The organism is Streptomyces sp. NPDC092369, assembly GCF_044755245.1.
GTDB lineage: Bacteria > Actinomycetota > Actinomycetes > Streptomycetales > Streptomycetaceae > Streptomyces.
The window spans coordinates 317,871-344,648 of the sequence record NZ_JBIVQP010000003.1 but is presented as its reverse complement, the minus strand read 5'-3'; the positions used below and the strand labels follow the sequence as shown (position 1 = coordinate 344,648).

Sequence of the window (26,778 nt, the reverse complement as noted above, 5' to 3'; positions counted from 1 at the left end):
GCCATGGCAAAGAAGGCCAAGAACTTCAAGAAGTCGAAGACGGGCGTGTACGTGTCGCTCGCGAGCACCGCTTTCGGTGCGCTCAGCGTCGCCAAGCAGGCCAAGCTCGCCCGCGAGGACGGCGACTTCCTGAGGCTCGTCGACGCCGCCGTATCCGCCGCCGCCATCGTCACCGGCCTCGCCATCCTCTACCGCGAGCTGAAGCGGCTGGGCGACGACGACGTCCTGCTGGGCTGAGAGGGAAGTTTCACCGTGACCACCACGACCGACGAGTTGGTGTCGTACGAGGACGCCCTGGCGACGTACGACCCCGTCATGGGCCTTGAGGTCCATGTCGAACTCGGCACCAAGACCAAGATGTTCTGCGGGTGTTCGACCGAGCTGGGCGCCGAGCCCAACTCGCAGACCTGCCCCACCTGCCTCGGCCTGCCCGGCGCGCTCCCGGTCGTCAACGCGATCGGCATCGAGTCCGCGATCAAGATCGGTCTCGCGCTGAACTGCGAGATCGCCGAGTGGTGCCGCTTCGCCCGGAAGAACTACTTCTATCCGGATATGCCGAAGAACTTCCAGACCTCCCAGTACGACGAGCCGATCGCCTTCAACGGCTACCTCGACGTCCAGCTGGAGGACGGCGAGACCTTCCGTGTGGAGATCGAGCGCGCCCACATGGAGGAGGACACCGGCAAGTCGCTGCACGTCGGCGGCGCGACGGGCCGTATCCACGGCGCCTCGCACTCGCTCCTCGACTACAACCGCGCCGGCATCCCCCTCATCGAGATCGTCACCAAGCCGATCGAGGGCGCGGGCGAGCGCGCTCCCGAGGTCGCGAGGGCCTACGTCGCCGAGCTGCGCGAGCTCATCAAGGCGCTCGGCGTCTCCGAGGCCCGCATGGAGCAGGGCCAGATGCGCTGCGACGTGAACCTGTCGCTGCGCCCGCACGGGCGTGAGAAGTTCGGCACGCGGAGTGAGACGAAGAACGTCAACTCGCTGCGTTCCGTGGAGCGGGCGGCCCGGTTCGAGATCCAGCGGCACGCCGCCGTACTGAACTCGGGCGGCACGATCATCCAGGAGACCCGGCACTTCCACGAGGACACGGGGTCCACGACCTCGGGCCGGGTGAAGGAGGAGGCCGAGGACTACCGATACTTCCCCGAGCCGGACCTGGTGCCGGTGGCGCCCTCCCGCGAGTGGGTCGAGGAGATCCGCGCCGGACTGCCCGAACTGCCGCTGGCCCGCCGCAACCGGCTCCTCGCCGAGTGGGGCATCTCGGCCTTCGACATGCAGTCGATCATCAACGCCGGTGCGCTGGACCCGATCGTCGCCACGATCGACGCGGGCGCCGACGCGGCCTCCGCGCGCAAGTGGTGGATGGGTGAACTGGCGCGCAGCGCCAACGAGTCGGGCACCGCGCTCGACGAGCTGGCCATCACGCCGGAGCAGGTCGCCCGGGTCACCGCGCTGGTGAGTGCCGGTGACCTGAACGACAAGCTGGCCCGTCAGGTCATCGAAGGCGTTCTCGCGGGCGAGGGCACCCCGGACGAGGTCGTCGACAAGCGCGGCCTGAAGGTCGTCTCCGACGACGGCGCCCTCACCACCGCCGTCCAGGAGGCCATCGCCGGCAACCCGGGCGTCGCCGACAAGATCCGCGGCGGCAAGGTGGCCGCGGCCGGCGCCCTGGTCGGCGCGGTCATGAAGGCGACCCGCGGTCAGGCCGACGCGGCCCGCGTGAAGGAACTGATCCTGGAGCAGCTGGGCGTCAGCGAAGGCTGAGCCCGTACACCGTGAACGGCCCCGGAGACATGGCCTCCGGGGCCGTTCCGTCTAGATCTTGCGGCCCACGATCCGCGCGAAGCCGAGCAGTTGACCCCGGTCGGCCTTGACCAGGTCCACCGACTCACGGGCCATGCGCGCCATGTGCTCGTACGGACTCTCCTGCGCGCACACCTCGCTCCACAGCAGCCAGTCGCGCCAGCCGTCCTCCAGCCAGTCGGCCGTCTCCACCTCCACGGCCCCGCTGCGCGTCCAGTGCCGCCGCCACCAGGCCGGGGTGTGGAACGCCCAGAAGCCCGGGTCCCAGTGCGCCTTGAGATGCTCGGGCGGCTCGGCCCCCTCGAGTTCCTGGCGCAACGCGGGTACGACGATGCCGATCCGTCCGCCGGGCTTCAACAGCCGGGTCAGCGTGGGCAGATAGAGGTCGTTCGTGCCGAAGTACTGATAGGCGTCGACGGACACGATCGCGTCGAAGCCGCCCTCGCTGAAGGGCAGGTCGTGCGCCTCGACGCGCAGCGGCAGCACCCGGTCCGCGAAGCCGGCCTCGGCGATGCGGCGGGCGTTGTCGTCGGGGGCCACCCACAGGTCGGCCGCGGTGACCTGGACGTCGTACTCGCGGGCGAGGAAGACGGAGGTCATGGCGCGCCCGCAGCCCAGGTCGAGGACGCGCGCGCAGGGGCGCAGGGCGTCCAGGCCCAGGGCGGGGGCCAGCCATTCCAGCAGCCACAGGGCGTGGGGACCCATCTGGTTCTCGACGGTCCAGCGGGCGTCGTAATGGCTGCTGCGCGGGTAGCGCGGGTGGGTCAGGCGGTCAGCGAGTGGGTCGTTCGAGGTCCTGGCAGTGATGTCGGACATCGTTGAACGGGCTCCTTGTGATCTTCGTAGTGGAAGGCGATGCGTAGGAGCTCGGTCGGACCTTCAAAAAATGCACCCGCTCTGGTCGTCGGCGTGGGGCCGGTGACGTCTGACCAGCGGAAGCTAGCAGGAGCCGGGGTCGGCCCGCAGCCGCTTTCCCAGGAGGACGCGCTACGCTCGCCCGCCATGAACGCACGCGCCGAATCCGAGATACCTGACGTCGACGACGTCGTGGATCCGGCCGGGGACGCGCGTCGGGCCCGCTGGACGGCGACCGGGACGGGGGCGCTGCTCGCCCTGGCCGGGCTCGCCGCCGCGATCCTCCGCGTCACCGGATCCGCGCCGTCGGTCGTACCGGCCGCCTACGCCGTCGGGGCCGCGGTCTGTGTGCTCGCCTCGGTCCTGGGTGCCCGGGGCCGCACCAGACGGGCGCTGTGGCTGCTGGTCGCCGGGGCGATGGTGATGGCGCTGGGGGACCAGTTCGACTGAGGTGACAGAGTCGTCGTTACTGTCCTGTGATCTGGCTCCCACTCCTGTGAATAAACGCACGAACGGCAGGAACGATCACTTCCGGCTGCGAGAGTGGGCAACACATTGCTCATGCGTTCTTTGCGGGCTGTTCATGTACTGAACGACTTCTTCCCGGTCAAAGATCCATAAATCGTCCCCCGGGAGCATGTTCGTGGCAGCCCTTGCACGCTGGTGTGTTCGGCACCGACTCGTCGCCGTCCTCCTGTGGCTCCTGGCCTTCGGCGGGGTGACCGCTGCCGCCGCCGCCGCGGGCTCGGCGTACTCGAACGACTACGAGGCCCCCGGCACCGAGTCGGGCCGCGCCACCGAGCTGCTGCGTGAGGGGTTCCCCGAGCTGGGCGGAGACAGCGACACCGTCGTCTGGCACACCTCGTCCGGCACCGTCCGCGCCGCCGCCGTCGAACAGACGATGACCGAGACCCTGGACGCGATCGCGGACCTGCCCGGAGTCGCCTCGGTGGCCGGTCCCTACGGCGACCAGGGCGCCGCCCGGATCAGCGCGGACGGGCACACCGCGTACGCCACGGTCACCTTCGCCGACCGGGCCGAGGACGTCGACAGCGCCAAGGCCGAGGCCGTCGTCCGCACCGCCAAGGCCGCCCAGACCGACGGGCTCCAGGTGGAGCTGGGCGGCAGCGCCGTCGCGCTCACCGGGTCGGCCGGCGGGCACCTGGCCGAGGTGATCGGCGTGGTCGTCGCCGCCGTCGTGCTGTTCCTCGCCTTCGGCTCCCTCGCCGCCTCGCTGCTGCCGATCGCGACCGCGCTGGTCGGGGTCGGCACCGCGTACGCCGCGATCGTGCTGCTCGGACACGGCATGACCGTCGCCGACTTCGCGCCCATGCTCGGCATGCTCATCGGGCTCGGCGTCGGCATCGACTACGCCCTGTTCATCGTCACCCGGCACCGGCGCGGGCTGAAACGCGGGCTCACCGTCGCCGAGGCGGCCGTCAACGCCGTGACCACCACCGGACGGGCCGTCGTCTTCGCGGGCGCCACCGTTTGCATAGCCCTGCTCGGGATGCTGATCCTTCAGCTCAGCTTCCTCAACGGGGTCGCGATCGCCGCCTCGTCGACCGTCGTCCTGACGGTCGCCGCCTCCGTCACCCTGCTGCCCGCACTGCTGTCCCTCATCGGGATGCGCGCCCTCAGCCGGCGCGAGCGGCGCCGGCTGACCGAGCACGGACCCCAGCCCGAACTGCCGACCGGACTCGCCGCCCGCTGGTCGGCCTTCGTGGAGCGTCACCCCAAGCTGCTCGGCGCGATCGCGCTGGCCGTCATGACCGTCCTCGCGCTGCCCACCCTCTCCCTCCACCTGGGCACCTCCGACCAGGGCAACGACCCCAGGTCGTCGACCACGCGCCAGGCCTACGACCTCCTCGCCGACGGTTTCGGTCCCGGCGTCAACGGCCCGCTCACGCTGGTGACTCGTGTCGACGGCGCCGAGGACAAGCTCACCCTCGACAACCTCGACGCCACCGTCCGCACCACCGAGGGCGTCGCCTCGGTGACCCCGGTGACGTACAACTCCGGCGGTGACACCGGGTACTTCACGATCGTCCCGGACTCCGCGCCCCAGTCGCAGAGGACGAGCGACCTCGTGGACCGGCTGCGCACCGAGGTGCTGCCGCGGGCCGAGACCGGCACCTCCCTCGACATTTACGTCGGCGGGGTCACGGCCGGCTACGACGACTTCGCCGAGGTCATCGTCGGCAAACTGCCCCTCTTCGTCGGTGTCGTCATCGGCCTGGGCTGCCTCCTGCTGCTGCTCGCCTTCCGCTCCCTCGGCATTCCCGCGAAGGCCGCCGCGATGAACGTGGCCGCGGTCGCCGCCGCTTTCGGTGTCGTCGTCGCGATCTTCCAATGGGGCTGGGGGAGCGAGCTGCTGGGCCTGGGCAGGGCCGGACCGATCGAGCCCTTCCTGCCCGTGATCATGGTGTCCGTCCTGTTCGGACTCTCCATGGACTACCAGGTCTTCCTCGTCAGCCGCATGTACGAGGAGTGGCTGGAGACCGGTGACAACCGGCGGGCCGTGCGCGTAGGGCTCGCCGAGACCAGCCGGGTGATCAACTCCGCCGCGGTCATCATGATCTCCGTCTTCCTCGCCTTCGTCCTCTCCGGCGACCGCGTGATCGCCATGTTCGGCATCGCGCTCGCCGCCGCCGTCGCCCTCGACGCCTTCGTGCTCCGCACGCTCCTGGTGCCCGCCCTCATGCACCTGCTCGGCGGCGCCAACTGGTGGCTGCCGAGCTGGCTCGACGCCCGGCTGCCCCACATCAGCATCGAGCCGCCCGAGTGCCGCGCCGCCCATGAAAGGCTGGCCGCGGCAACGGACGCCGAGGTGGCGGACGTACTGGCGGAGGGGGATCAGCTCGATGTACGCGACATCACTGGGTGACGACGGAGCGGAACTGCGGCCCCTGGAGCCGTGGCACGCCGAGGAGTTCCTCGCGCACCTTGAGCGCGGGCGGGAGTTCATCGGGCAGTTCATCGCGTTCGGTTCGAAGGCGACGGACGTCGACTCCACCCGGGCCATGCTCCAGCGCTACGCCGACATGCGCGCCGCCGACACCGGCTCCCTGCACGGCCTGTGGCTGGAGGGGAAACTGGTCGGCGGGGTGCTCTTCCTGAACTTCGACGCGGAGAACGGCAACTGCGAGGTCGGCTGCTGGCTGGAGCCCGCCGGTACCGGGCGCGGACTGGTGACCCGGGCGATGCGCGTACTCATCGACTTCGCCGTCGAACAGCGCGGGATCCATCGGGTCGAATGGGTCGCCGCGGCAGGTAACACCCCCAGCCTGAACGTGGCCCGGCGCCTTGGAATGACCCGCGATGGCGTGCATCGGCAGGCGCACCCCTATGGTGGGGTGCGGCACGACCTGGAGGTGTGGTCGATCCTCGCCCCCGAGTGGCGTGAAGCACGCGCGCGTGCCGCCGACCGATAGGGGTCCCCATGATCGTCAAGAAGCGTTGACGATCATTAAGAGACTTCTCAGACTGCGTCCGTACGGTGCGAGGCATGGGAATCAAGACAGCTGACGAGACCGCCAACGAGGCCACCGAAGAAAAGCGCGACAAGGAGGCGGTCGACGTCACCAAGGCCGAGAACAACGAGGCCACCGAGGCCGGCGAGTCGAAGGACATCGTCGGATCCACGGAGATCATCGAGTCCGGTGACGAGGCGGCCGACGCCGACCTCACGGACGACGACGAGCTGGACGAGATCGTCCTCGCCGAGGAGGAGTCGACCTCCGGCGTCGTCGTGCAGGGCGCGGGCGCGATCGTGTCCGCCGTGCTCGGCCTGGTCTCCCTGACCGGTGGCTGGATCGGCACCGTGGCCGCCGCGCGCGAGACCCTCGTGGGCCAGCTGGGCACCTCCTCGACGGCGAGTGTCGCCACCCAGATCAAGGAGGTCTACGGCGACGCGTGGAAGACCAGCGCCCTGTGGGCCGGCATCTTCGCGCTGCTCGCCCTGATCGTCGGCGCCGTGGTGCTGGTGCGCCCCGCGTTCGGCGCCCCGGGCAAGCCGCAGCCGGTGTGGATCAAGTCGGTCTCCTGGGCGGGCGTCGTCATCGGCGTCGTAGGACTGCTCCTGGCGGTCCTCAAGTACACCGACGTCCTGCTGGGACTGCCCTCCGCGAGCTGAATCACCGCAGGTCCCGAGGGGTCTTAGGACATCCGTGAGCACCTTACGGAGTTCCTGAGGCCCCTTCTGCGCGTCTAAGGCCCCCGCGGCCCCCGAAGATGCGGAACTCTCCCGATGTGGCGCACCCCCCTTGGAGACGAAGGTTGAGGCATCGCACAGAGCGAAGCCCGAAACCGATTCCGACCAAGGGACACACCATGTACGAGTACGAGCTCCAGCAGGCCCGCTCCACCGAACTGCTCCGCCAGGCCGAGCACGAGCGCCTGGTCCGCGAGGCGGTCCGCGCCCGTCGCGCCGCTCGCCGCGAGGCCCGCGCCGAGGACGAGAGCCATACCCCTCTCGTCCGCCGGCTACGATCCCGCGCCGCGTGAACGCGGGGCCCGGCGAGGGCGGCCGCACGGGGGACGGCCGCCCTCAGGATCCCCGACCGGGGGATGCCCGCCGAGCCTCGGCCGACGGCCTCCCGGAGAACATCGTCGTTCTCCGGGAGGCCTTCGCCGCGCGTACCCCTGCCCCCGCACCGAAAACAGGTGCCCTGTTGTCGGACCCCCGTGCGATGCTCGGGCTCGTGGAGACCAAGTCCGTCAGTCCGGTGTTCGTCGGCCGCAGCGAAGAACTGGACGCGCTGAGCGACGCGCTCACCCGTGCCGCCGCGGGCGAGCCGCAGGCCGTGCTGCTCGGCGGGGAGGCCGGCGTCGGCAAGACGCGCCTGGTCGAGGAGTTCGCCACCGCGGCCTGCCGCCGGGGCGCCGTCGTCGCGCTCGGCGGCTGCGTCGAGATCGGCGCCGACGGCCTGCCCTTCGCCCCCTTCTCCACCGCCCTGCGCGCCCTGCGCCGCGACCTGCCCGACGAACTCGCCGCCGCGGCCGCCGGCCAGGAGGAGGAGCTGAACCGGCTGCTGCCCGAACTGGGCGAGGCGGTCACCGCCAAAGGCGTCGGCCGGCACGACGAGGAGGGCATGGCCCGCCTCTTCGAACTCACCGCCCGCGTCCTGGAGCGCGTCGCCGCCGACCGGACCGTCGTCGTCGCCCTGGAGGACCTGCACTGGGCCGACGCCTCCACCCGCCACCTCCTGGCCTACCTCTTCCGCACCCTGCGCACCGGCCGCCTCGTCGTCCTGGCCACCTACCGCGCCGACGACATCCACCGCCGCCACCCGCTGCGCCCCCTGCTCGCCGAGCTCGACCGGCTGCGCACCGTCCGCCGCCTGGACCTGAGCCGCTTCAACCGCGCCGAGGTCGCCCGCCAGATCGCAGGCATCCGCGCCGCCGAACCCGACCCCGCCGTGGTCGACGAGATCTTCGAACGCTCCGACGGCAACGCCTTCTTCGTCGAGGAACTCGCCGTCGCCGCCCACCAGGGCTGCTGCACCGGCCTCACCGACACCCTCCGCGACCTGCTCCTGGTCCGCGTCGAGGGCCTGCCCGAGAGCGCCCAGCGGGTCGCCCGGATCGTCGCCGAGGGCGGCTCCACCGTCGAGTACCGGCTGCTCGCCGCCGTCGCCGGGCTCGCCGAGGACGACCTCATCGAGGCGCTGCGGGCCGCCGTGAACGCCAACATCCTGCTCGCCACCCCGGCCGGCGACGGCTACCGCTTCCGCCACTCCCTGGTCCGCGAGGCCGTCGGCGACGACCTGCTGCCCGGCGAACGCTCCCGCCTCAACCGCCGCTACGCCGAAGCCCTGGAGGCCGACCGCACCCTCGTCCCCGCCGACGAGCGCGTGATGCGGCTGGCCAGCTACTGGTACCACTCGCACCACGCCGCCAAGGCGCTGCCCGCCGTCCTCGACGCCTCCGTCGAGGCCCGCCGCCGGCACGCCTACAGCGAGCAACTGCGGCTCCTGGAACGGGCGATGGAGCTGTGGGACACCGCCCCCGAGGACATCCGCGCCGAGCTTCGCCCGGTCGACTACACCGAGGTCTACCCGCCCTGCGGCTGCGACCCCGCCACCACACCCCTGCGCTACCTCGACCTGATGGCCGAAGCCGCCGTCGCCGGCCGGCTGTGCGGGGAACGCGAACGCGCCCTGAAGATCACCAAGCGCGCGCTGCACCTGCTGGAGGACGAGAACGACCCGCTGCGCGCCGCCTGGTTCTGGGTCCAGCGCTCCCGCCTGGTGCAGGCCCAGGCCCGCGGCGACGGCTGGCAGGAACTGGGCACCGCCCAGGACCTGGTCCGCGGCCTGCCGCCGTCCGAGGTGCACGCCGACGTCCTCGCCAACGCGGCCAACTGGTCGATGCTCCATGAGCCCGGCCCCGACGCCCTGGTCGCCGCCGAGCGAGCCGTCGAGTACGCGCGCATGGTCGGCGCCCGCGAGATCGAGCTCAACGCCCGCCTCACCCTCGGCGGCCTCATGGTCGACTCCGGCTCCGTCGAGGCGGGTCTCGCCGAGATGGAGGAGGTCAGGCAACAGGCGCTGGCGGAAGGCGTCGCCCATGTCGCGGGCCGTGCCTACGTCAACCTCCCCTCCGAACTCGACGCCGTCGGCCGCACCCGGGAAGCCGTGGCCCTCCTCCAGGAAGGTCTCGCCTACACCCGGAAGTTCGGCCAGCTGGACGCCGAGGCCTGGGTGTGGGCCAACCTCTCGGAAGCCCTGTACCTTTTGGGCCGCTGGGACGAGGCAGCCGACGCCGCCGCGTCCGCCCTGCGTGTCGGAGTCAACGCCAAACCCCAGGGCGCCGGCGCCGCCTGCCTCGCGCATGTCGCCCTCGGCCGGGGCGACCTGCCCGAAGCGGCCCGCCAACTGGCCGCCGCTCACAGTTACTTGGGCACCCACGACCCCATGCCCCAGCACACCCTCCTCCTCTCCCGCATCGAGATCGGCGTGGCCGCCGCCGAGGGCCGCATCCGCGACGCCCGCACCGAACTCGTCCGCGCCCTGGACTCCGGCATGCCGCCCGGCACCCAGCAGTACGGCTGGCCGCTGCTCCTGGCCGCCGCCACCGCCGAGGCCGACGCCCGCGCCCTGCCCGCCGCCGCCGAGGGCCGAGCAGCCGTGCTCGAACAGCTCCGCGTCGCCGCCAAGACGGCCACCACCGACTCCCCCCTCTGGCTCGCCCACGAGAAGTGGGTACGCGCCGAACTCGCCCGTGCCCAGGGCCACGACACCGTCGACACCTGGTCGGAGGTGGTCACCGAACTCGAACGGCTCGACCGCCCCTACGACCTCGCCCGGGCCCGGCATCGCCTGGCCGAGGCCCTGCTCACGGCCGGCGGCGACGACGAACGCGACCGCGCGGAAGGACGTGACCGTGCGGAAGGGCGTGATCGTGCGGAGGAACGCGACCGGGCGACAGAGCTGCTGCGCCTGGCCCACGCCGTCGCCGACCACCTGGGGGCCCGTCCGCTCGCCGACGCCGTCGCCCTGCTGGCCCAGCGCGCCCGCCTCACCCTGACCCACGTCCCCGGCCCACGGCCCGCCGACCCCGTCGAGGCCCTGGGCCTCACCAGCCGGGAGCGCGATGTGCTGCGCCTGGTGTCGGCCGGCCGCACCAACCGGCAGATAGCCGAGGAGCTCTTCATCTCCCCGAAGACGGCGAGCGTCCACGTATCGAACATACTGGGCAAGCTGGGCGTCTCAGGCAGAGGAGAGGCGGCGGCACTGGCTCATCGGCTGGAGCTGTTTCCCTCCGACGCGCTGGGCTCGACCCTGTGACCTACCGGCAGCGGAGGCGCCGTGTTCAACATGTTCGAGGAACTGTTCGCACCAGGGCGCAAGCACACCCATGACGAGCAGAAACGGCTGGAACTGTCCCGGGAGGACATAGGCGACAACGACCCCGGGCGCGGACCGATAGACCTCGCGTCCGGGAAGGTGGTCGTGCGCAAGCGGAACCCGGACGAGGCGGAGGAGACGGAGGAGGTCGGCGGAGAGGGCGGCGAGAAGGAGACGGGCGGCGCCGAGAAGACCGACGGCGCCGAGCAGTGACCCCCGGTCCTCCGTCCTACGTCACCTGCAGCTCAAGAATCCGGTCGTCCCCCGACTTCGGGTCGCCCCGGCCGTCCGTGTTGCTGGTCGTGAGCCACAGCTTGTCGCCGCCGGCCGAGACCACCGTGCGCAGCCGGCCGTACGTGCCGTCCAGGAAGGACTGCGGGTCCGCCGCGGCCTCCGTGCCCTTCAGCGGGATGCGCCACAGCCGCTGGCCCTTCAGGCCCGCCATCCAGATCGAGCCCTCCGCCCAGGCGGCGCCGCTGGGGGAGGCGTCGTCCGTGTGCCACTGGGCTATCGGGTTCTGGAACTTCGCGTCGTCGGACTTGCCCTCGGCGACCGGCCAGCCGTAATTGCCGCCCGGCTTGATCGCGTTCAGCTCGTCCCAGGTGTCCTGGCCGAACTCCGAGGCGAACAGCCGCTGTTCGGAGTCCCAGGTGAGGCCCTGCACATTGCGGTGGCCGTAGGAGTAGACCGGCGAATTCGGGAACGGGTTGCCCGGGGCCGGGTCGCCCTCCGGGGTCAGGCGCAGGATCTTGCCGCCCAGGGACTTCTTGTCCTGGGACAGACCCCGCTCACCGCTCTCGCCCGTGCCCGCGTAGAGCATCTTGTCCGGGCCGAAGGCGATCCGGCCGCCGTTGTGGATGTAGCCCTTGGGGATGCCCTTGAAGATCGTGTCCGGAGCGCCCAGCTGCTCGCCGGCGGGCTTCTTCTCGTCGTAGAGCACGCGCACGATGCGGTTGTCCGAGGCCGAGGTGAAGTACGCGTAGATCATGTGGTCCGAGGCGAAGTCCGGGGAGAGCGCGATGCCGAGGAGGCCGCCCTCGCCGGCCGGGGAGACGCCCGCGACCTCGCCCAGCTCGGTCTTCTTGCCGGACTCCTCGTCGACCCGGGTGATCGTCCCCTTGTCCCGGGAGGAGACGAGCAGGTCGCCCTCGGGCAGCGGGGCGAGGCCCCAGGGGCTGTTCAGTCCGGTGGCGACCGTCCTGACCACCTTGACCGAGCCCTTGGCGGGCGGGGCCTGGTCGGCGGCCTGCCGGGAGGGGGAGGACCGGGCCGTCGTCCCTCCTGACGTCGTACTGTCACCGTCGCCCGGTGTTCCTCCGCCGTCCGCATCGGAGGAGCATCCGGTGCTCAGCAGGAGTGCGGTCGCGGCCAGCACGGCCGACACAACTCGTCGTCGCACGATCTCGGTCCCTTCGAAGCGGCGGGTTCTACTTGTCTTACACCGCCCGGGCCTCCCAGGTTCCCGATCTCCGTCAGGCGATGCGCGAACGAGGCGGGTCGCGCCGCTGGGCTGTGGAGTGTGAGTGGGTCTGACCGGGTAGTGCCCCGCTCGGTCCCCCTTACCTCCTCTACCTCCTCACTCCCACGACCCCTGCACCGCGGGCAGCTCCTTCACCTCGGTCAGGTCCTGCGGGGTCAGACGCAGGGCGGCCGCCCTCGCGTTCTCCGTCGCCCAGCGTTCCCGCTTGGTGCCCGGGACCGGGATCACGTGCGGGCCTCGGGTCAGGACCCAGGCCAGGGCCACCTGGGCCGGGGTGACGGTGTCGCCGTGCCGGGCGGCTATGCGGCGCAGGCCGGCGACGATCGGCTGGTTGGCGGCCATCATCTCGGCGGTGAAGCGGGGATGGCGGGCGCGGACGTCGTCCGACTCGAAGCCCTCGCCGGGGGTGAGCGTGCCGGTCAGGAAACCGTTGCCGAGCGGCATCGCCGCCAGGAAGCCGACCCCGCGCGCCTCGCACCACGGCAGCAGCGAGTCGAGGGCCTCCGGCGACCACACGGACAGCTCCGCCTCGACCGCGCTCACCGGGAACACCTGCTGGACGCGGCGGAGTTGGCCGAGCGTGGTGTCGTGCAGGCCGGTGCCCGAGCGGCGGCCGGCCCGCGCGCCCACCGCGCACAGGCCCAACGCCCTTACCTTGCCCGCCTGTACGAGCTCCGCCATCGCGCCCCACGTCTCCTCGACGGGAACCTCGGGGTCGGACCGGTGCAGTTGGTAGAGATCGATCACGTCGGTCTGGAGGCGGCGCAGCGACGCGTCGCAGGCCCGTTTCACGTACCCGGGGCGGCCGTTGGCGACGATGTGCTGCTCGCCCACGAGCAGTCCGACCTTCGTCGACACGAAGGCGTCCGCGCGCCGCTCCCTCAACACCCGCCCGAGCAGCAGCTCGTTGGTGAACGGGCCGTACATGTCCGCGGTGTCCAGGAGGGTCGAGCCCAGGTCCAGCGCCCGGTGCACCGCCCTGACCGACTCGTCGCCCCGCTGCCGGGACCCGCTGTAGGCCCAGCTCATCGGCATGCACCCAAGGCCCACGGCCCCCACCGCGAGTGCCCCCGCGCCGATCGTCCTGCGCTCCACCTGGTCGTGACCCTCCCTGTGCCGAGCCCCCAACCTAACCTCTGCGCCTCCGGCCACCTGACATAGCCTCCTGGCATGACTGCTGACGTGTGGCTTCCCATCCCGCCGGAACAGATCGAGGGCCTTCCCGAAGGCCCGAACTACCTCTTCTGGAACGGCGGTGACGACTTCCCGGCGGACCCGGCCGGGTGCGCGTACTACGTCGTCCCCTACATGAAGCCCGCCGAGGTCCTGCTGCGTCCGCTGCCCGAGTTGAGCTCCGTCGAGGTCGTGCAGACGCTGTCGGCCGGGATCGACACCCTGGAGCCGGGGCTGAAGCACCTGCCCGCAGGTGTGCGCGTGTGCAACGCGCGCGGGGTGCACGAGGCGAGCACGGCGGAGCTGGCGCTCACCCTGATCCTCGCCTCGCTGCGCGGGGTGCCCGACTTCGTGCGGGCCATGGACCGGGGGGAGTGGCGCGGCGGGTTCCGGCCGGCGCTCGCCGACAGGAACGTGCTCATCGTGGGGTACGGATCGATCGGTTCAGCGATCGAGGACCGGCTCACTCCGTTCGAGGTCGCGCGGGTGGCGCGCGTCGCGCGCTCCGCGCGCACCACGGAGCGCGGACCGGTGCATCCGCTCACCGAACTGCCCGCGCTGCTGCCCGAGGCGGACGTCGTCGTCCTCATCACGCCCCTGACCGAGAGCACCCGTCACCTGGCCGGCGCCGACTTCCTCGCGCGCATGAAGGACGGCGCGCTCCTGGTGAACGTCTCGCGCGGCCCCGTGGTCGACACCAAGGCGCTGCTCGCCGAGCTGGAGAGCGGCCGCATCACCGCCGCCCTGGACGTCACCGACCCCGAACCCCTGCCCGCCGAGCACCCGTTGTGGCGGGCGCCGGGTCTGCTCATCAGCCCCCATGTCGGTGGTCCCACGTCCGCGTTCCTGCCGCGCGCCAAGCGTCTGCTCGTGGACCAGTTGACCCGATTCGTGAACCGCGAGCCGTTGCGCAACGTGATCCTTACGACAGGCGCAAACAGCGCGTGACCCCTACGAGTTGAGCGTCGCGCGCGCCACCCGTGCGACCGGCGCAACGGGCGCGTAATCCGATTCCGGTACCCTCCGCAACCTTCCGGATGCGGTGGGTGTACTCAACTCCGTTGGCCGTCACGGAGCGTAGAGGAACTATGTCCCTGAGTGACGAGACTGGTGTATCGTCCCGACAGGGGCTGCGTCGTGCACCGTTCGACGCCGGGGATGGACATTGAGACTGTGAGGGGGGCGACGGGCGATGCACGGCCTATGGACGAACGACCCGACGCGTCGGGGCCGCCGGCGGCGACCCTGGTGTGCCACCGCGCGCAGACGCGGTCACCACGGCAGCCACGGCTGCCGGCACAGCCATCACCACCGCAGGCACAGCAGCGGCCGCAGAAGGCATGCGCATCCAGCGCACCGGGACCCGCGGGACCCGGGAGCGACGCGGACCGGGAGGGCCCGGTGAGCTCGCCACGGCCTTCCGCGACCACCCTCGACGGAGCGCTGCGGGCACAGCCTTCGTCCGGGACGCCGCTGCCCCGTCCGCCGGCCGTCGGCGGACCCAGCCTGGTCCACCAACTCGTCCTGGCCCTGGTCTGCGCGGGATACGCCGTCGGTTCCGCGCTCGGCTGGGGTTCGGAGCAAGTCGCCCTGGTCATGGGCGACTTCGGGCTGAGCGCCGCCGCGGGCACGGCCGCCGTGTCCCTGTTCGTCCACACGCGCAGCCGCCGTATCCGCTTTCGACCCGCCTGGCTGCTGTTCGCCCTCTCCTCGGCGATGGCGGCCCTGGGCAACGGAGTCTGGGGGTGGTACGAGGTGGTCCTGGGCCGCCAGGTGCCCACACCCAGCTTCGCCGACCTGTTCTTCCTCTGCTTCGCGCCGCCCGCCATCGTGGGGCTGCTGGTACTCGCCAAGCGGCCCGTCACGAAGGCCGGTTGGGTCTGTCTCGGGCTCGACGCCTGGCTGATCGGCGGCTCCCTGCTCACGCTGTCCTGGAGCCTCGCGCTCGCCCAGGCCGCCAAGTTCGACGGACCGAGCGTCGCGCACACCGCGCTGTCCCTCGCGTACCCACTGCTGGACATCGCGCTGGTCAGCATGGTGCTCGCGCTGCACTTCAGGCGCTCGCCGGTCAACCGCACCGCGGTGAACACCGCGATCGGCGCGCTCGCCCTGACCGTGATGTGCGACGCCCTGTTCACCTCACCGCTGCTGCACAACAACTACCGCTCGGGCCAACTCCTCGACGCGGGCTGGTTCGCCGGCTCCCTGCTGCTCGCCTACGCCCCCTGGGCCACGCCCCGTCATCCGGCGGACGGCGAGCGGTGGGCCGGCGACGGGCACACGCGCGTGGTGCACGAACACCTCCCCGGACCGCGCGGCGGCACGCACCAGCACCACGCCTCCGCACCCGGCGGCGAGAGCGGCCGCTACCCGGCCGCCCGGCCCATCGCCGGCTCACTGGCCGCCCTCACGCCCTATCTCGCCGCCGCCGTCTGCACGCTGGGGATCCTCTACAACGTCCTCAACGGCCGCAGCGTCGACCGCGTGGTGCTCCTCACCGGCGGCACCGTCGTGCTCGCCCTCGTGGTGCGCCAGGGCATCATGCTGCTCGACAACATCACCCTCACCCAGGAACTGGCGCAGAAGGAGAACCACTTCCGCTCCCTGGTCCAGGGCTCCAGCGACGTCATCATGATCGCCGCACCGAACGGCATCCTGCGGTACGTCTCCCCGGCGGCCGCCGGGGTCTACGGCCGGCCCGCCGAGGAGCTGGTGGGCACCGAACTGGCGCAGCTCATCCACCCGGAGGACCTGGGCTGCGTGGTGCACGAGGTGCGCCGCTTCCTCGCCGCGGGCCCGCCCGAGGAACCCATCACCCGCATCGAGTGCCGCTTCCGCTCCGGCGACGGAGGCTGGCTCAACGTCGAGTCCACGGTCAACCGCCACCAGGGCGGCCTGATCTTCAACAGCCGGGACGTCACCGAACGCGTGCGCCTGCAGGCCCAGTTGCAGCACAACGCCGAACACGACCCGCTCACCGACCTGCCCAACCGTGCCCTGTTCACCCAGCGTGTCCAGCAGGCGCTGTCCGGCCGCCGCGCCTCCGACCGGGGCGCCGGCGTGCGTGGCACGGCCGTCCTCTTCATCGACCTCGACGGCTTCAAGGCCGTCAACGACACCATCGGCCACCAGGCCGGTGACGAACTGCTCGTGCAGGCCGCCCGCAGACTCCAGGACGCCGTCCGGCACGGGGACACCGCCTCCCGGCTCGGCGGAGACGAGTTCGCGGCCCTGATCGTCGGCGACGGCTCCCGGGACCGCACCGCCAGAGAGCGCCACATACTGGAGCTCGCCGACCGCCTCAGGGTCACGCTCTCGCAGCCGTATCTCATCGACGGCAACGATGTCCGGGTCGCCGCCTCCATCGGTGTCGCCTTCGCCGAACCGGGCCTCGGCGCGGGCGAGTTGCTGCGCAACGCCGACCTCGCGATGTACCGCGCCAAGGCGGGCGGCAAGGGCCGCGTCGAGCTGTACGCGCCCCAGATGCAGCAGGACGTCGTACGGAAGGCGGAGCTGGCCACGCGCCTGCGGGCCGCGCTGCACGACGGCGAGTTCGCCCTGCTGCACCAGCCCGTGGTGTGCCTGGCGGACGGCCGGATCACGTCGGTCTGCGCACAGGCGCGCTGGCGGTCCTCCCAGGGGGTGCTGTTCACCCCCGCCGAGTTCCTGCGCGTCGCCGAGGACAGCGACAGGACGCAGGAGCTGGGCCGCTGGATCCTGGAGGAGGCGGTCGAACAGGCCGCCGAGCGCACCGCCACGGGGCTGTCCGTGCCCGTGGGGGTCAGGATGAGCGCCCGGCGCCTGCTGGACCGGTCGATGCCGCTGGGCACGATAGAGGCCCTGCTGACCCGGCACGGCCTGCCCTCCGGTGCCCTGGTGATCGAGCTGTCGGACACCGATCCGCTGGTCTCCCTGGACGAGCTGGAGCGGCGGCTGGGCGCGCTGCGCAGGCTCGGCATCCGGATCGCCCTGGACGGCTTCGGCAGTGGCTACGCGGCGATCACGGCACTGCGCAGACTCCCCGTCGACGTGCTCAAGCTCGACCGCGGTCTGGTCGAGGGCGTCGTCGAGTCCGCGCGGCTGCACAAGATCACCAGCGGCCTGCTCAGGATCGCCGGCGACCTCGGGCTGCAGTCCGTGGCCGACGGCGTGGATCTGCCGGAGCAGGTCGTGGCGCTGCGCGCGATGGGCTGCACGCACGGGCAGGGCATGGCGTTCTCCGGCCCGCTGGACGAGCACCGGCTGCGCCGGGCGCTCGCCTCGGGCCACTATCCCGTACCGCACGGTCCGGCCGAACCCGCGTTCGCGGGCGGCCTGCGAGAGCCCCTCGGGCGCCCTGGAGGTGAACTGACCATGGACAGGGGAGCGGGGGTGTACACAGGAGGTGTGCCCGCCGTTCTGGGAGGCGGGAGCGGTCTGCGCTCACATAATGAGACTCCCGTCCCACCCGCTTGACACGTGGTGCGTGCCGGGGGGAGGGTCTGTGCCATGCGCACCCGAATTCTCGTACTTGGAAAGCGCGTCGGCTGAAGCTGGTGACCTCCGGACGGACCCGGAACTCCCAGCGACCCACTCCCGGCGCGCTCCCCTCGCTTGCCTTACGGCACGAGGGGTTTTTTGTTGCACAAGTGCCCGTCGCACACCGTTTGAACACCGCACAAACCTCGCAAAAACCCTCAGCATCGAGAAGAGAATGCCGATGACCGAGCAGGCCACCGGGGCCCACCATCCGCAGCCGCGGCCCCGATCCGGAGGACACCAGTCCGCACCCGAGCACGTCACGGGCGCGCAGTCCCTCATCCGCTCTCTCGAGGAGGTCGGGGCCGACACGGTATTCGGCATTCCCGGCGGTGCGATCCTTCCCGCCTACGACCCGCTGATGGACTCCACCCGGGTCCGCCACGTCCTGGTCCGCCACGAGCAGGGCGCCGGGCACGCGGCCACCGGCTACGCGCAGGCCACCGGCAAGGTCGGCGTCTGCATGGCCACCTCGGGGCCCGGCGCCACCAACCTGGTCACGCCGATCGCGGACGCGCACATGGACTCGGTGCCGCTCGTGGCGATCACCGGCCAGGTCGCGTCCAAGGCGATCGGCACGGACGCCTTCCAGGAGGCGGACATCGTCGGCATCACGATGCCGATCACCAAGCACAACTTCCTGGTCACCAAGGCCGAGGACATCCCGCGGACGATCGCGGAGGCGTTCCACATCGCCTCCACCGGCCGCCCGGGCCCGGTCCTGGTCGACATCGCCAAGGACGCCCTCCAGGCCCGCACCACCTTCAGCTGGCCGCCCACCACGGACCTGCCCGGCTACCGCCCGGTGACCAAGCCGCACGCCAAGCAGATCCGCGAGGCCGCCAAGCTGATCACCGCCGCCAGGCGGCCCGTCCTCTACGTCGGCGGCGGTGTCCTCAAGGCTCACGCCACCGCCGAACTGAAGGTCCTCGCAGAACTCACCGGAGCGCCCGTCACCACCACACTGATGGCGCTCGGCGCATTCCCCGACAGCCACCCGCTGCACGTGGGAATGCCGGGCATGCACGGTGCGGTCACCGCCGTCACCGCGCTGCAGAAGGCCGACCTGATCGTCGCCCTCGGAGCCCGCTTCGACGACCGCGTCACCGGCAAGCTGGACAGCTTCGCCCCGTACGCGAAGATCGTCCACGCCGACATCGACCCCGCGGAGATCGGCAAGAACCGCGCCGCCGACGTGCCGATCGTCGGGGACGCGCGCGAGGTCATCGCCGACCTGGTCCAGGCGGTGCAGAAAGAGCACAGCGACGGCCACACCGGCGACTACAGCGCCTGGTGGAAGGACCTCAACCGCTGGCGCGAGACCTACCCGCTCGGCTACGAGCAGCCCGACAACGGCTCGCTCTCCCCGCAGCAGGTCATCGAGCGGATCGGCCAACTCGCCCCGGAGAACACCATCTTCGCGGCGGGCGTCGGCCAGCACCAGATGTGGGCCGCGCACTACATCCAGTACGAGAAGCCCGCGACCTGGCTCAACTCCGGTGGCGCCGGGACGATGGGCTACGCGGTCCCGGCCGCGATGGGCGCCAAGGCCGGCGCGCCGGACCAGACGGTCTGGGCGATCGACGGCGACGGCTGCTTCCAGATGACCAATCAGGAACTCACCACCTGCGCCCTGAACAACATCCCGATCAAGGTCGCCATCATCAACAACGGCGCCCTCGGGATGGTCCGCCAGTGGCAGACCCTCTTCTACAACCAGCGCTACTCCAACACCGTGCTGCACAGCGGTCCCGGAGCCGACGGCAAGCAGCCCAGCGCCGGCACGCGCGTCCCCGACTTCGTCAAGCTGTCGGAGGCGATGGGCTGTTACGCGATCCGCTGCGAGTCCCCGGACGACCTCGACAAGGTGATCGAGGAGGCGAACTCGATCAACGACCGCCCGGTCGTCGTCGACTTCATCGTCCACGAGGACGCGATGGTGTGGCCGATGGTCGCGGCCGGCACCTCCAACGACGAGGTCATGTTCGCCCGGGACGTCCGCCCCGACTTCGGCGACAACGAAGACGACTGAGAGAGAGCCGAGTCAGACCCATGAGCAAGCACACCCTCTCCGTCCTCGTCGAGAACAAGCCCGGTGTCCTCGCCCGGATCACCGCCCTGTTCTCCCGGCGCGGATTCAACATCGACTCCCTCGCCGTCGGTGTCACCGAGCACCCCGACATCTCCCGCATCACCATCGTGGTGAACGTCATCGAGGAACTCCCCCTCGAACAGGTCACCAAGCAGCTCAACAAGCTCGTCAACGTGCTGAAGATCGTCGAACTGGAGCCGGGTTCGGCGGTTCAGCGCGAACTCGTTCTGGTGAAGGTGCGCGCCGACAACGAGACGCGCTCCCAGATCGTCGAGATCGTCCAGCTGTTCCGCGCCAAGACCGTCGACGTCTCCCCTGAGGCCGTCACGATCGAGGCCACCGGCAGCAACGAGAAGCTGTCCGCCATGCTCAAGATGCTGGAGCCGTTCGGCATCAAGGAGCTGGTCCAGTCCGGCACCATCGCGATCGGCCGGGGCGCGCGCTCCATCACCGACCGCTCGCTGCGCGCCCTGGACCGCTCCGCGTAAGGACGTGTGCGGGCGGCCCGGCCGCCCGCATGCCGAGACCCCCGGACTTCGATGACGCCCGCCGTCATACGGTGGGACGCAACACCTGCACTCAAGGAGAGAACCCAAAGTGGCCGAGCTGTTCTACGACGCCGACGCCGACCTGTCCATCATCCAGGGCCGCAAGGTCGCGGTCATCGGATACGGCAGCCAGGGCCACGCCCACGCGCTGTCGCTGCGTGACTCGGGTGTCGACGTCCGAGTCGGCCTGCACGAGGGCTCCAAGTCCAAGGCCAAGGCCGAGGAGCAGGGTCTGACCGTGCTCAACCCGACCGAGGCCTCCGCCTGGGCCGACGTCATCATGATCCTCGTCCCGGACCCGATCCAGGCCCAGGTCTACGAGGAGCACATCGCCCCCAACCTGAACGACGGCGACGCGCTGTTCTTCGGCCACGGCCTGAACATCCGCTTCGACTTCATCAAGCCCCCGGCCGGCGTCGACGTCTGCATGGTCGCCCCCAAGGGCCCGGGCCACCTCGTGCGCCGCCAGTACGAGGAGGGCCGCGGCGTTCCGTGTATCGCGGCCGTCGAGCAGGACGCGACCGGCAACGGCTTCGCGCTCGCGCTGTCGTACGCCAAGGGCATCGGCGGCACCCGCGCCGGCGTCATCAAGACGACCTTCACCGAGGAGACCGAGACCGACCTCTTCGGTGAGCAGGCGGTTCTCTGCGGTGGTACGGCCGCGCTGGTCAAGGCCGGTTTCGAGACGCTGACCGAGGCCGGCTACCAGCCCGAGATCGCGTACTTCGAGTGCCTGCACGAGCTGAAGCTGATCGTCGACCTCATGTACGAGGGCGGCCTGGAGAAGATGCGCTGGTCGATCTCCGAGACCGCGGAGTGGGGCGACTACGTCACCGGCCCGCGGATCATCACAGACGAGACCAAGGCGACGATGAAGCAGGTCCTCGCCGAGATCCAGGACGGTTCCTTCGCCCGTGAGTGGATGGCCGAGTACCACGGGGGCCTGAAGAAGTACAACGAGTACAAGCAGAAGGACGCCGAGTCCCTGCTGGAGACGACCGGCAAGCAGCTCCGCAAGCTGATGAGCTGGGTCGACGAAGAGGCGTAGGTCCCAAGGGTCGAGGGGCCGGAGCGTGGGCTCCGGCCCCTTTGTCCAACCCGTCCGATCACGGACGGGTGATCCTTCCGCAGCGGCGTAAGACGACTGTCGGCGCGCCACTACACTGCCGTACTACATACGCGTCAGGCCCACAGCGTCGTGCGTCTCCACGCGGCCCGTACCTCCACCGCCTGCGGCCGTCGGGACGGCCGTCCGCAATGGACATGTGAGGACTCACGTGAGCTCGAAACCTGTCGTACTCATCGCCGAAGAACTGTCGCCGGCGACCGTGGACGCGCTTGGCCCGGACTTCGAGATCCGGCACTGCAACGGAGCGGATCGAGCCGAACTGCTCCCGGCCATCGCCGACGTCGACGCCATTCTCATCCGCTCCGCCACCAAGGTGGACGCCGAGGCGGTCGCCGCGGCGCACAAGCTGAAGGTCGTCGCACGAGCCGGCGTCGGCCTCGACAACGTGGACGTCTCCGCCGCCACCAAGGCCGGCGTGATGGTCGTCAACGCCCCGACCTCCAACATCGTGACCGCCGCCGAACTCGCCTGCGGTCTCATCCTCGCCACGGCCCGCCACATCCCGCAGGCCAACTCCGCGCTGAAGAACGGCGAGTGGAAGCGCAGCAAGTACACGGGCGTCGAACTCGCCGAGAAGACCCTCGGCGTCGTCGGTCTCGGCCGCATCGGCGCGCTCGTCGCGCAGCGCATGTCCGGCTTCGGCATGAAGGTCGTCGCCTACGACCCCTACGTGCAGCCCGCGCGGGCCGCGCAGATGGGCGTCAAGGTGCTGACCCTGGACGAGCTGCTCGAGGTCTCCGACTTCATCACCGTGCACCTGCCCAAGACCCCCGAGACCGTCGGCCTGATCGGCGACGAGGCGCTGCGCAAGGTCAAGCCGAGCGTGCGCATCGTCAACGCCGCGCGCGGCGGGATCGTCGACGAGGAGGCGCTGTACTCGGCGCTCAAGGAGGGCCGGGTCGCCGGCGCGGGCCTCGACGTGTACGCGAAGGAGCCCTGCACGGACTCCCCGCTCTTCGAGTTCGACCAGGTCGTCGCCACCCCGCACCTCGGCGCCTCCACGGACGAGGCGCAGGAGAAGGCCGGTATCGCGGTGGCCCGTTCCGTACGGCTCGCCCTCGCCGGTGAGCTGGTCCCGGACGCGGTCAACGTGCAGGGCGGTGTCATCGCCGAGGACGTCAAGCCCGGCCTGCCGCTCGCCGAGCGCCTGGGCCGCATCTTCACCGCGCTCGCCGGTGAGGTCGCGGTCCGCCTCGACGTCGAGGTCTACGGCGAGATCACCCAGCACGACGTCAAGGTGCTCGAACTCTCCGCGCTCAAGGGCGTGTTCGAGGACGTCGTCGACGAGACGGTGTCGTACGTCAACGCCCCGCTGTTCGCGCAGGAGCGCGGCGTCGAGGTGCGGCTGACGACCAGCTCGGAGTCGAGCGACCACCGCAACGTGGTCGTCGTCCGCGGCACCCTCGGCAGCGGCGAGGAGGTCTCCGTCTCCGGCACGCTGGCCGGCCCGAAGAACCTGCAGAAGATCGTGGCCGTCGGCGAGTACGACGTCGACCTCGCGCTCGCCGACCACATGGTCGTCCTGCGGTACGAGGACCGTCCCGGTGTCGTCGGCACGGTGGGCCGTATCTTCGGTGAGTCCGGGATCAACATCGCCGGCATGCAGGTCTCGCGGTCCGTCGCGGGCGGCGAGGCACTGGCCATCCTGACGGTCGACGACACGGTTCCCTCCGGGGTGTTGGGCGAGGTCGAGGTGGAGATCGGGGCCACGTTCGCCCGCTCGGTGAACCTGGTCTGACGCAGAACGAGTAAACGCCGGACGGGCTGAGATGCCCGTCCGGCGTTTGCGTGTCTCCTACTTGTCGCTGACGTGGATCCCCCGCAGCGCCCCCGCCGCCAGCACCGCAGCCCCCGCCAGCAGTACCGCCCCCGCGATCGAGGCTCCCTGCATGCCGTTGGTGAACGCCTCGCGGGCCGCCGTCGCCAGGGCATCTCCCGTGTGCCCCGGCAGTCGGTGGGCGATGGCCAGCGCTCCGCCCAGCGTCTCGTGGGCCGCTGCCGGGGCCGAACCCGGAATGTCGTGGCGGTAGATGGCCGTACCGATGGAGCCGAGGACCGCCATCCCGAGCGCGCCGCCGAACTCCGCGCCCGTCTCCATCAGTGAGGACGCCGAGCCCGCCCGCTCCACCGGCGCGCTGCTCATCGCGAGGTCGGTGATCTGGGAGATGACCATGACGATCCCGGAGGCGAGGACGCCGCAGGCGATCAGGACGAGCCAGAGGGAGTCGGTGCCGGCGAGGGACAGGAGCGCGTAGCCGGCCGCGCCGATCGCGAAGCCCGCGGTGACGACGTAGGCGCGGTTGACGCCCTTCTGGACGAGGCTGGTCGCCAGCGGGGCCGCCATGCCGATCGGCACCGAGGGGAGCAGCGCCCACAGGGCCGCCTCCATCGCGCTCTTGCCGAGCACCGACTGCAGGTACTGCGTGGTGAAGAAGGCCGAGCCCATCATGGCGAACGAGGCGATGAGGTTGAGGGCGACCGAGGGCGCGAAGCCGCGGCCGCGGAACAGGGCCCGGTCGATCATCGGTGAGGCCGCGGTGCGCTGGCGGTGGACGAAGAGGGCCGCGAAGAGCAGGCCGACGGCGATCGAGGCGACGTACTGGATGTGCCAGCCCTCGGACGGGATCTCCTTGAGGCCGTAGATGACGGGGAGCACGGCGGCCATCGAGAGGGGGACGCTCGGCCAGTCGAAGCGGCCGGGGTTCGGGTCCTTCGACTCGGGGAGCAGGAACGGGCCGATGACCAGCAGCAGCGCCATGGCCGGCAGGTTGATCAGGAAGACCGAGCCCCACCAGAAGTACTGGACGAGTACGCCGCTGAGCACCGAGCCGAGCGCGATGCCGGCGGTCATCACGCCGGACCACAGACCGATCGCCTTCGCGCGCTGGCCGGAGTCGGTGAACATCGTGCGGATCAGCGCCATGGTCGACGGCATCAGGGTCGCGCCGCCGAGGCCGAGCACCGCGCGCGCCGCGATGAGGGTCTCGGCGCTGTTCGCGTAGGCCGCGATCAGGGAGGCGGTGCCGAAGGCGGCGGCGCCGATGAGGAGGAGCCTGCGGCGGCCGACGCGGTCGCCGATCGAGCCCATCGTCATCAGCAGGCCGGCCAGCACGAAGGCGTAGATGTCGAAGATCCACAGCTGCTGGGTGCCGCTGGGTTCGAGGTCGGCGCTGATCGAGGGGATGGCGAAGTAGAGGACCGAGACGTCCATCGAGACCAGCAGCAGGGGGAGCATCAGCACGCCGAGCGCGGTCCATTCACGGCGGCCTGCACGTACGGGAGGTGCGGAAGTCGTTGTCATGCCAGGAACTGTACGGACGTATTAAACGGTTGTCTAGAACGACTGTATAAATCGTTTGTCTAGGACGGCCGTATGGAATCGGGTTAGCCTGTTCCGCATGGGACACCGTGAGGATCTGCTCGAAGGCGCCAAGCGCTGCCTGTTGGAGAAGGGGTTCGCGCGGACGACGGCGCGCGACATCGTGAAGGAGTCGGGGACCAACCTGGCGTCCATCGGCTACCACTACGGCTCGAAGGACGCGCTGCTCGCGCAGGCCTACCTCGCGCTGGTGGAGCGGGCGGCCGACGGCTTCGATGGGGCCGAGGGAGGGGAGATGGCCGGTGCGCCCGGTTCCCTGGAGCGGTTCCGGGCGGTCTTCGCGAACATCGTCTCCACCATGAGCGAGCCCGGTTCGATGTGGCGGCTCGGCATGGAGGTCGTGACGATGGGCGACAAGATGCCGGAGGTGCGCGACCAGTTGGCCCGGGCCCAGCGCGAGGGCGGGCGGGGCATGGTCGCGCTGATGACGAGCGTGCCCGAGGCGGACGTCCCGGACGAGACCGCGGACTCCCTCGGCGGCTTCTACATGACGCTGATCACCGGACTCATCGCGCAATGGACCTTCGACCCGAAGACCGCACCGGACGGCGAGCGGCTCACCGAGGGTCTGCGTCAGGTACTGGAGGGTGTACGGCGGTGACGGCGCCCGCGGACGAGGGGGCGCCGGCGGATGCGGCGACTCCGGCGGATGCCGCGGTGGATGCGGTGACGGCGGTGGTGATCCGGCGGTCGCGCAGTGCCGGGGCGAGCGCCCCCAGCATCAGCAGTGCCGTCACGGCGAACGCCCACGGGTACCCGGTGACGCCCGCCAGGATGCCGAAGCCCGCGGCGCCGACGCCCATGCCGCCGTCGTAGGCGAGGTTCCACAGTGCGCTGACCGTGCCGAACGAGGATGCGGAGACACGGGCGTACATCAGGGTCAGGGTGGCGTTCTGGGCGAGGCCGAAGCCGGCTCCGAAGACGGCGGCGCCCGTGACGACGGCGATCGCGCTGCCGGTCGCGGCGGTGATCAACAGCCCGGCGGCGGACAGGAGCAGGCCGGGCAGGACGAGACGGGCGCTGCCGTGCCGGTCGCCGTAGCGACCCGACAGCCAGCGGAACAGCGTCGAGGACGCCGGCTGTACGAAGAGGGCCACCGCGACCACCCCTGCCGACGCCGACGGCACGGCCAGCGGCAGGAAGGTGACCAGGATCCCGGTGGCCGTGGCGGTGGCCGCGAACACGATGACGGGCCGGAGCAGGGCGCCCGTGCGCAGTCCCCGGAACACCCCTACCGATTCCTCCGACTTCGGCTGCCGGTCCGGCAGTCCGAGTACGGAGACGACGGCGGCCAGCGCGGCGACCCCGCCGATCACGGCGACCGTCCCGTACCCGATGTGCCCTGCCAGCCACAGGCCCAGCGGCAGCGCGACCAGCGACGGCACGCCGGACACCACACCCACCAACGCCAGCCCCTCGCCCCGGCGTTCGGCCGGGATCAGCGTGGCGGTCAGGGCACCGCCCGCGACGATCGTCAGCGCGAAACCGAGTCCGCGGACGAGACACACGGCCACGATCCACGCCACGTTCCCGGAGACGGTCAGGACCAGGGCGGGGGCGCCGAGCAGGAACAGGCCGGACATCAGGACGGTCCGGTATCCGTGGCGGGCGACGAGCCTCGGGGTGATCAGCTCGCCGAGGACCGTGGCCGCCATCAGGGAACCCGTGGCCAGGCCCGCCGCACCGCCGCCGCCCGTCTCGGCCGCGTAGGCGGGGACCACCGACAGCAGCAGGAAGAAGCTGAGACTCGCGCCGATCATGCTGACGAAGCGGAGGAGGAGGGGGCGGCTGAGCAGGGGCGGACGGCCGGACGTCGGGGCAGGGGCGTCCACCGAGGCCGAGGACGGGGTGTTCGGCGAGGTCGGGGGCGGGGTGTTTGTCGAAGTCGAGGGCGGGGTGTTCGGCGAAGTCGTCATACCAGCGACGTTAGAGACCGACCGGATCG

21 protein-coding genes are annotated in these 26,778 nt (G+C 70.8%); 16 read left to right on the top strand and 5 right to left on the bottom strand.

The features are described from left to right. Positions 1-3 precede the first annotated feature (3 nt). Complete coding sequence (locus ACIQI8_RS18450; RefSeq protein ID WP_185146129.1) at positions 4-237, top strand: hypothetical protein; 234 nt, start codon at positions 4-6, stop codon at positions 235-237. 15 nt (positions 238-252) lie between these two features. Beyond that, the gene (gene gatB / locus ACIQI8_RS18445; RefSeq protein ID WP_402351256.1) at positions 253-1,770 is read left to right on the top strand and encodes an Asp-tRNA(Asn)/Glu-tRNA(Gln) amidotransferase subunit GatB; all 1,518 of its coding nucleotides are present in this window, start codon (positions 253-255) and stop codon (positions 1,768-1,770) included. A 51-nt stretch (positions 1,771-1,821) separates the two neighbouring features. Here the strand turns inward: gatB and ACIQI8_RS18440 are convergent, their stop codons facing one another. Next, positions 1,822-2,625, bottom strand: a complete 804-nt coding sequence (locus ACIQI8_RS18440; protein ID WP_402351253.1) for an SAM-dependent methyltransferase — start codon at positions 2,623-2,625, stop codon at positions 1,822-1,824. A 186-nt stretch (positions 2,626-2,811) separates the two neighbouring features. Between ACIQI8_RS18440 and ACIQI8_RS18435 the strand changes: the two genes are divergently transcribed. The 7 genes from ACIQI8_RS18435 (at position 2,812) to ACIQI8_RS18405 (ending at position 10,727) form a co-directional block, all read left to right on the top strand. Next, on the top strand, positions 2,812-3,114 hold the full coding sequence (locus ACIQI8_RS18435; protein WP_402351251.1) for a hypothetical protein: 303 nt from the start codon (positions 2,812-2,814) through the stop codon (positions 3,112-3,114). 193 nt (positions 3,115-3,307) lie between these two features. Next, complete coding sequence (locus ACIQI8_RS18430) at positions 3,308-5,551, top strand: MMPL family transporter (RefSeq protein ID WP_402351248.1); 2,244 nt, start codon at positions 3,308-3,310, stop codon at positions 5,549-5,551. After that, positions 5,529-6,098 (top strand): GNAT family N-acetyltransferase, encoded by a 570-nt coding sequence (locus ACIQI8_RS18425; RefSeq protein WP_401722566.1) that lies wholly within the window; start codon positions 5,529-5,531, stop codon positions 6,096-6,098. The genes ACIQI8_RS18430 and ACIQI8_RS18425 overlap by 23 nt, the downstream gene beginning before the upstream one ends. Before the next feature lie 74 nt (positions 6,099-6,172). Then, entirely contained in the window at positions 6,173-6,799 is a 627-nt protein-coding gene (locus ACIQI8_RS18420) for a hypothetical protein (RefSeq protein ID WP_402351244.1), read from the top strand. Positions 6,800-6,996: 197 nt separating this feature from the next. After that, positions 6,997-7,170, top strand: coding sequence for a hypothetical protein (locus ACIQI8_RS18415; RefSeq protein ID WP_401722570.1), 174 nt, complete (start codon positions 6,997-6,999; stop codon positions 7,168-7,170). 185 nt (positions 7,171-7,355) lie between these two features. Continuing rightward, complete coding sequence (locus tag ACIQI8_RS18410; RefSeq protein WP_402353981.1) at positions 7,356-10,454, top strand: AAA family ATPase; 3,099 nt, start codon at positions 7,356-7,358, stop codon at positions 10,452-10,454. A 30-nt stretch (positions 10,455-10,484) separates the two neighbouring features. Continuing rightward, positions 10,485-10,727, top strand: coding sequence for a DUF6191 domain-containing protein (locus ACIQI8_RS18405; protein WP_402353978.1), 243 nt, complete (start codon positions 10,485-10,487; stop codon positions 10,725-10,727). Between the two features lie 16 nt (positions 10,728-10,743). On the opposite strand, the gene ACIQI8_RS18400 is transcribed toward ACIQI8_RS18405, so the two are convergent. Both ACIQI8_RS18400 and ACIQI8_RS18395 read right to left on the bottom strand, forming a co-directional pair. Next, positions 10,744-11,898, bottom strand: a complete 1,155-nt coding sequence (locus ACIQI8_RS18400; protein ID WP_402353975.1) for a PQQ-dependent sugar dehydrogenase — start codon at positions 11,896-11,898, stop codon at positions 10,744-10,746. A 192-nt stretch (positions 11,899-12,090) separates the two neighbouring features. After that, positions 12,091-13,089 (bottom strand): aldo/keto reductase, encoded by a 999-nt coding sequence (locus ACIQI8_RS18395; RefSeq protein WP_402351241.1) that lies wholly within the window; start codon positions 13,087-13,089, stop codon positions 12,091-12,093. Between the two features lie 75 nt (positions 13,090-13,164). On the opposite strand from ACIQI8_RS18395, the gene ACIQI8_RS18390 reads away from it, so the two are divergent. The 6 genes from ACIQI8_RS18390 (at position 13,165) to serA (ending at position 23,192) form a co-directional block, all read left to right on the top strand. Next, entirely contained in the window at positions 13,165-14,115 is a 951-nt protein-coding gene (locus ACIQI8_RS18390) for a 2-hydroxyacid dehydrogenase (protein WP_402351238.1), read from the top strand. 453 nt (positions 14,116-14,568) lie between these two features. Beyond that, positions 14,569-17,622 carry a putative bifunctional diguanylate cyclase/phosphodiesterase gene (locus ACIQI8_RS18385; RefSeq protein WP_402351235.1) on the top strand — a complete coding sequence of 1,018 codons (3,054 nt, stop codon included), beginning with the start codon at positions 14,569-14,571 and terminating at the stop codon, positions 17,620-17,622. A gap of 238 nt (positions 17,623-17,860) precedes the next feature. Beyond that, a complete protein-coding gene (locus ACIQI8_RS18380) occupies positions 17,861-19,717 on the top strand; it encodes an acetolactate synthase large subunit (protein WP_402351232.1) in 1,857 nt (618 codons plus the stop codon). A 20-nt stretch (positions 19,718-19,737) separates the two neighbouring features. Continuing rightward, entirely contained in the window at positions 19,738-20,265 is a 528-nt protein-coding gene (gene ilvN, locus ACIQI8_RS18375) for an acetolactate synthase small subunit (RefSeq protein ID WP_123997556.1), read from the top strand. Positions 20,266-20,374: 109 nt separating this feature from the next. After that, positions 20,375-21,373, top strand: coding sequence for a ketol-acid reductoisomerase (ilvC, locus tag ACIQI8_RS18370; RefSeq protein WP_123997555.1), 999 nt, complete (start codon positions 20,375-20,377; stop codon positions 21,371-21,373). A 229-nt stretch (positions 21,374-21,602) separates the two neighbouring features. After that, entirely contained in the window at positions 21,603-23,192 is a 1,590-nt protein-coding gene (serA, locus tag ACIQI8_RS18365; RefSeq protein WP_402351227.1) for a phosphoglycerate dehydrogenase, read from the top strand. 57 nt (positions 23,193-23,249) lie between these two features. On the opposite strand, the gene ACIQI8_RS18360 is transcribed toward serA, so the two are convergent. Then, the gene (locus ACIQI8_RS18360) at positions 23,250-24,755 is read right to left on the bottom strand and encodes an MFS transporter (protein ID WP_402351224.1); all 1,506 of its coding nucleotides are present in this window, start codon (positions 24,753-24,755) and stop codon (positions 23,250-23,252) included. Positions 24,756-24,852: 97 nt separating this feature from the next. Between ACIQI8_RS18360 and ACIQI8_RS18355 the strand changes: the two genes are divergently transcribed. Then, on the top strand, positions 24,853-25,434 hold the full coding sequence (locus ACIQI8_RS18355; RefSeq protein ID WP_402351222.1) for a TetR/AcrR family transcriptional regulator: 582 nt from the start codon (positions 24,853-24,855) through the stop codon (positions 25,432-25,434). Here the strand turns inward: ACIQI8_RS18355 and ACIQI8_RS18350 are convergent. Continuing rightward, entirely contained in the window at positions 25,391-26,749 is a 1,359-nt protein-coding gene (locus ACIQI8_RS18350) for an MFS transporter (RefSeq protein WP_402351219.1), read from the bottom strand. The two genes, ACIQI8_RS18355 and ACIQI8_RS18350, sit on opposite strands and share 44 nt — an antisense overlap. Between the last annotated feature and the right edge of the window lie 29 nt (positions 26,750-26,778).

Excerpts from the sequence above, each read along its gene's own strand:
- ACIQI8_RS18380 (WP_402351232.1), top strand. The coding sequence starts at position 17,861 with ATGCCGATGACCGAGCAGGCCACCGGGGCCCACCATCCGCAGCCGCGG.
- ACIQI8_RS18360 (WP_402351224.1), bottom strand. The coding sequence starts at position 24,755 with ATGACAACGACTTCCGCACCTCCCGTACGTGCAGGCCGCCGTGAATGG.
- ACIQI8_RS18420 (WP_402351244.1), top strand. The coding sequence starts at position 6,173 with ATGGGAATCAAGACAGCTGACGAGACCGCCAACGAGGCCACCGAAGAA.
- ACIQI8_RS18440 (WP_402351253.1), bottom strand. The coding sequence starts at position 2,625 with ATGTCCGACATCACTGCCAGGACCTCGAACGACCCACTCGCTGACCGC.
- ACIQI8_RS18350 (WP_402351219.1), bottom strand. The coding sequence starts at position 26,749 with ATGACGACTTCGCCGAACACCCCGCCCTCGACTTCGACAAACACCCCG.
- ACIQI8_RS18355 (WP_402351222.1), top strand. The coding sequence starts at position 24,853 with ATGGGACACCGTGAGGATCTGCTCGAAGGCGCCAAGCGCTGCCTGTTG.
- ACIQI8_RS18450 (WP_185146129.1), top strand. The coding sequence starts at position 4 with ATGGCAAAGAAGGCCAAGAACTTCAAGAAGTCGAAGACGGGCGTGTAC.
- ACIQI8_RS18415 (WP_401722570.1), top strand. The coding sequence starts at position 6,997 with ATGTACGAGTACGAGCTCCAGCAGGCCCGCTCCACCGAACTGCTCCGC.
- ACIQI8_RS18410 (WP_402353981.1), top strand. The coding sequence starts at position 7,356 with ATGCTCGGGCTCGTGGAGACCAAGTCCGTCAGTCCGGTGTTCGTCGGC.
- ACIQI8_RS18405 (WP_402353978.1), top strand. The coding sequence starts at position 10,485 with ATGTTCGAGGAACTGTTCGCACCAGGGCGCAAGCACACCCATGACGAG.
- ACIQI8_RS18390 (WP_402351238.1), top strand. The coding sequence starts at position 13,165 with ATGACTGCTGACGTGTGGCTTCCCATCCCGCCGGAACAGATCGAGGGC.
- ACIQI8_RS18425 (WP_401722566.1), top strand. The coding sequence starts at position 5,529 with ATGTACGCGACATCACTGGGTGACGACGGAGCGGAACTGCGGCCCCTG.
- ACIQI8_RS18435 (WP_402351251.1), top strand. The coding sequence starts at position 2,812 with ATGAACGCACGCGCCGAATCCGAGATACCTGACGTCGACGACGTCGTG.
- ilvN (WP_123997556.1), top strand. The coding sequence starts at position 19,738 with ATGAGCAAGCACACCCTCTCCGTCCTCGTCGAGAACAAGCCCGGTGTC.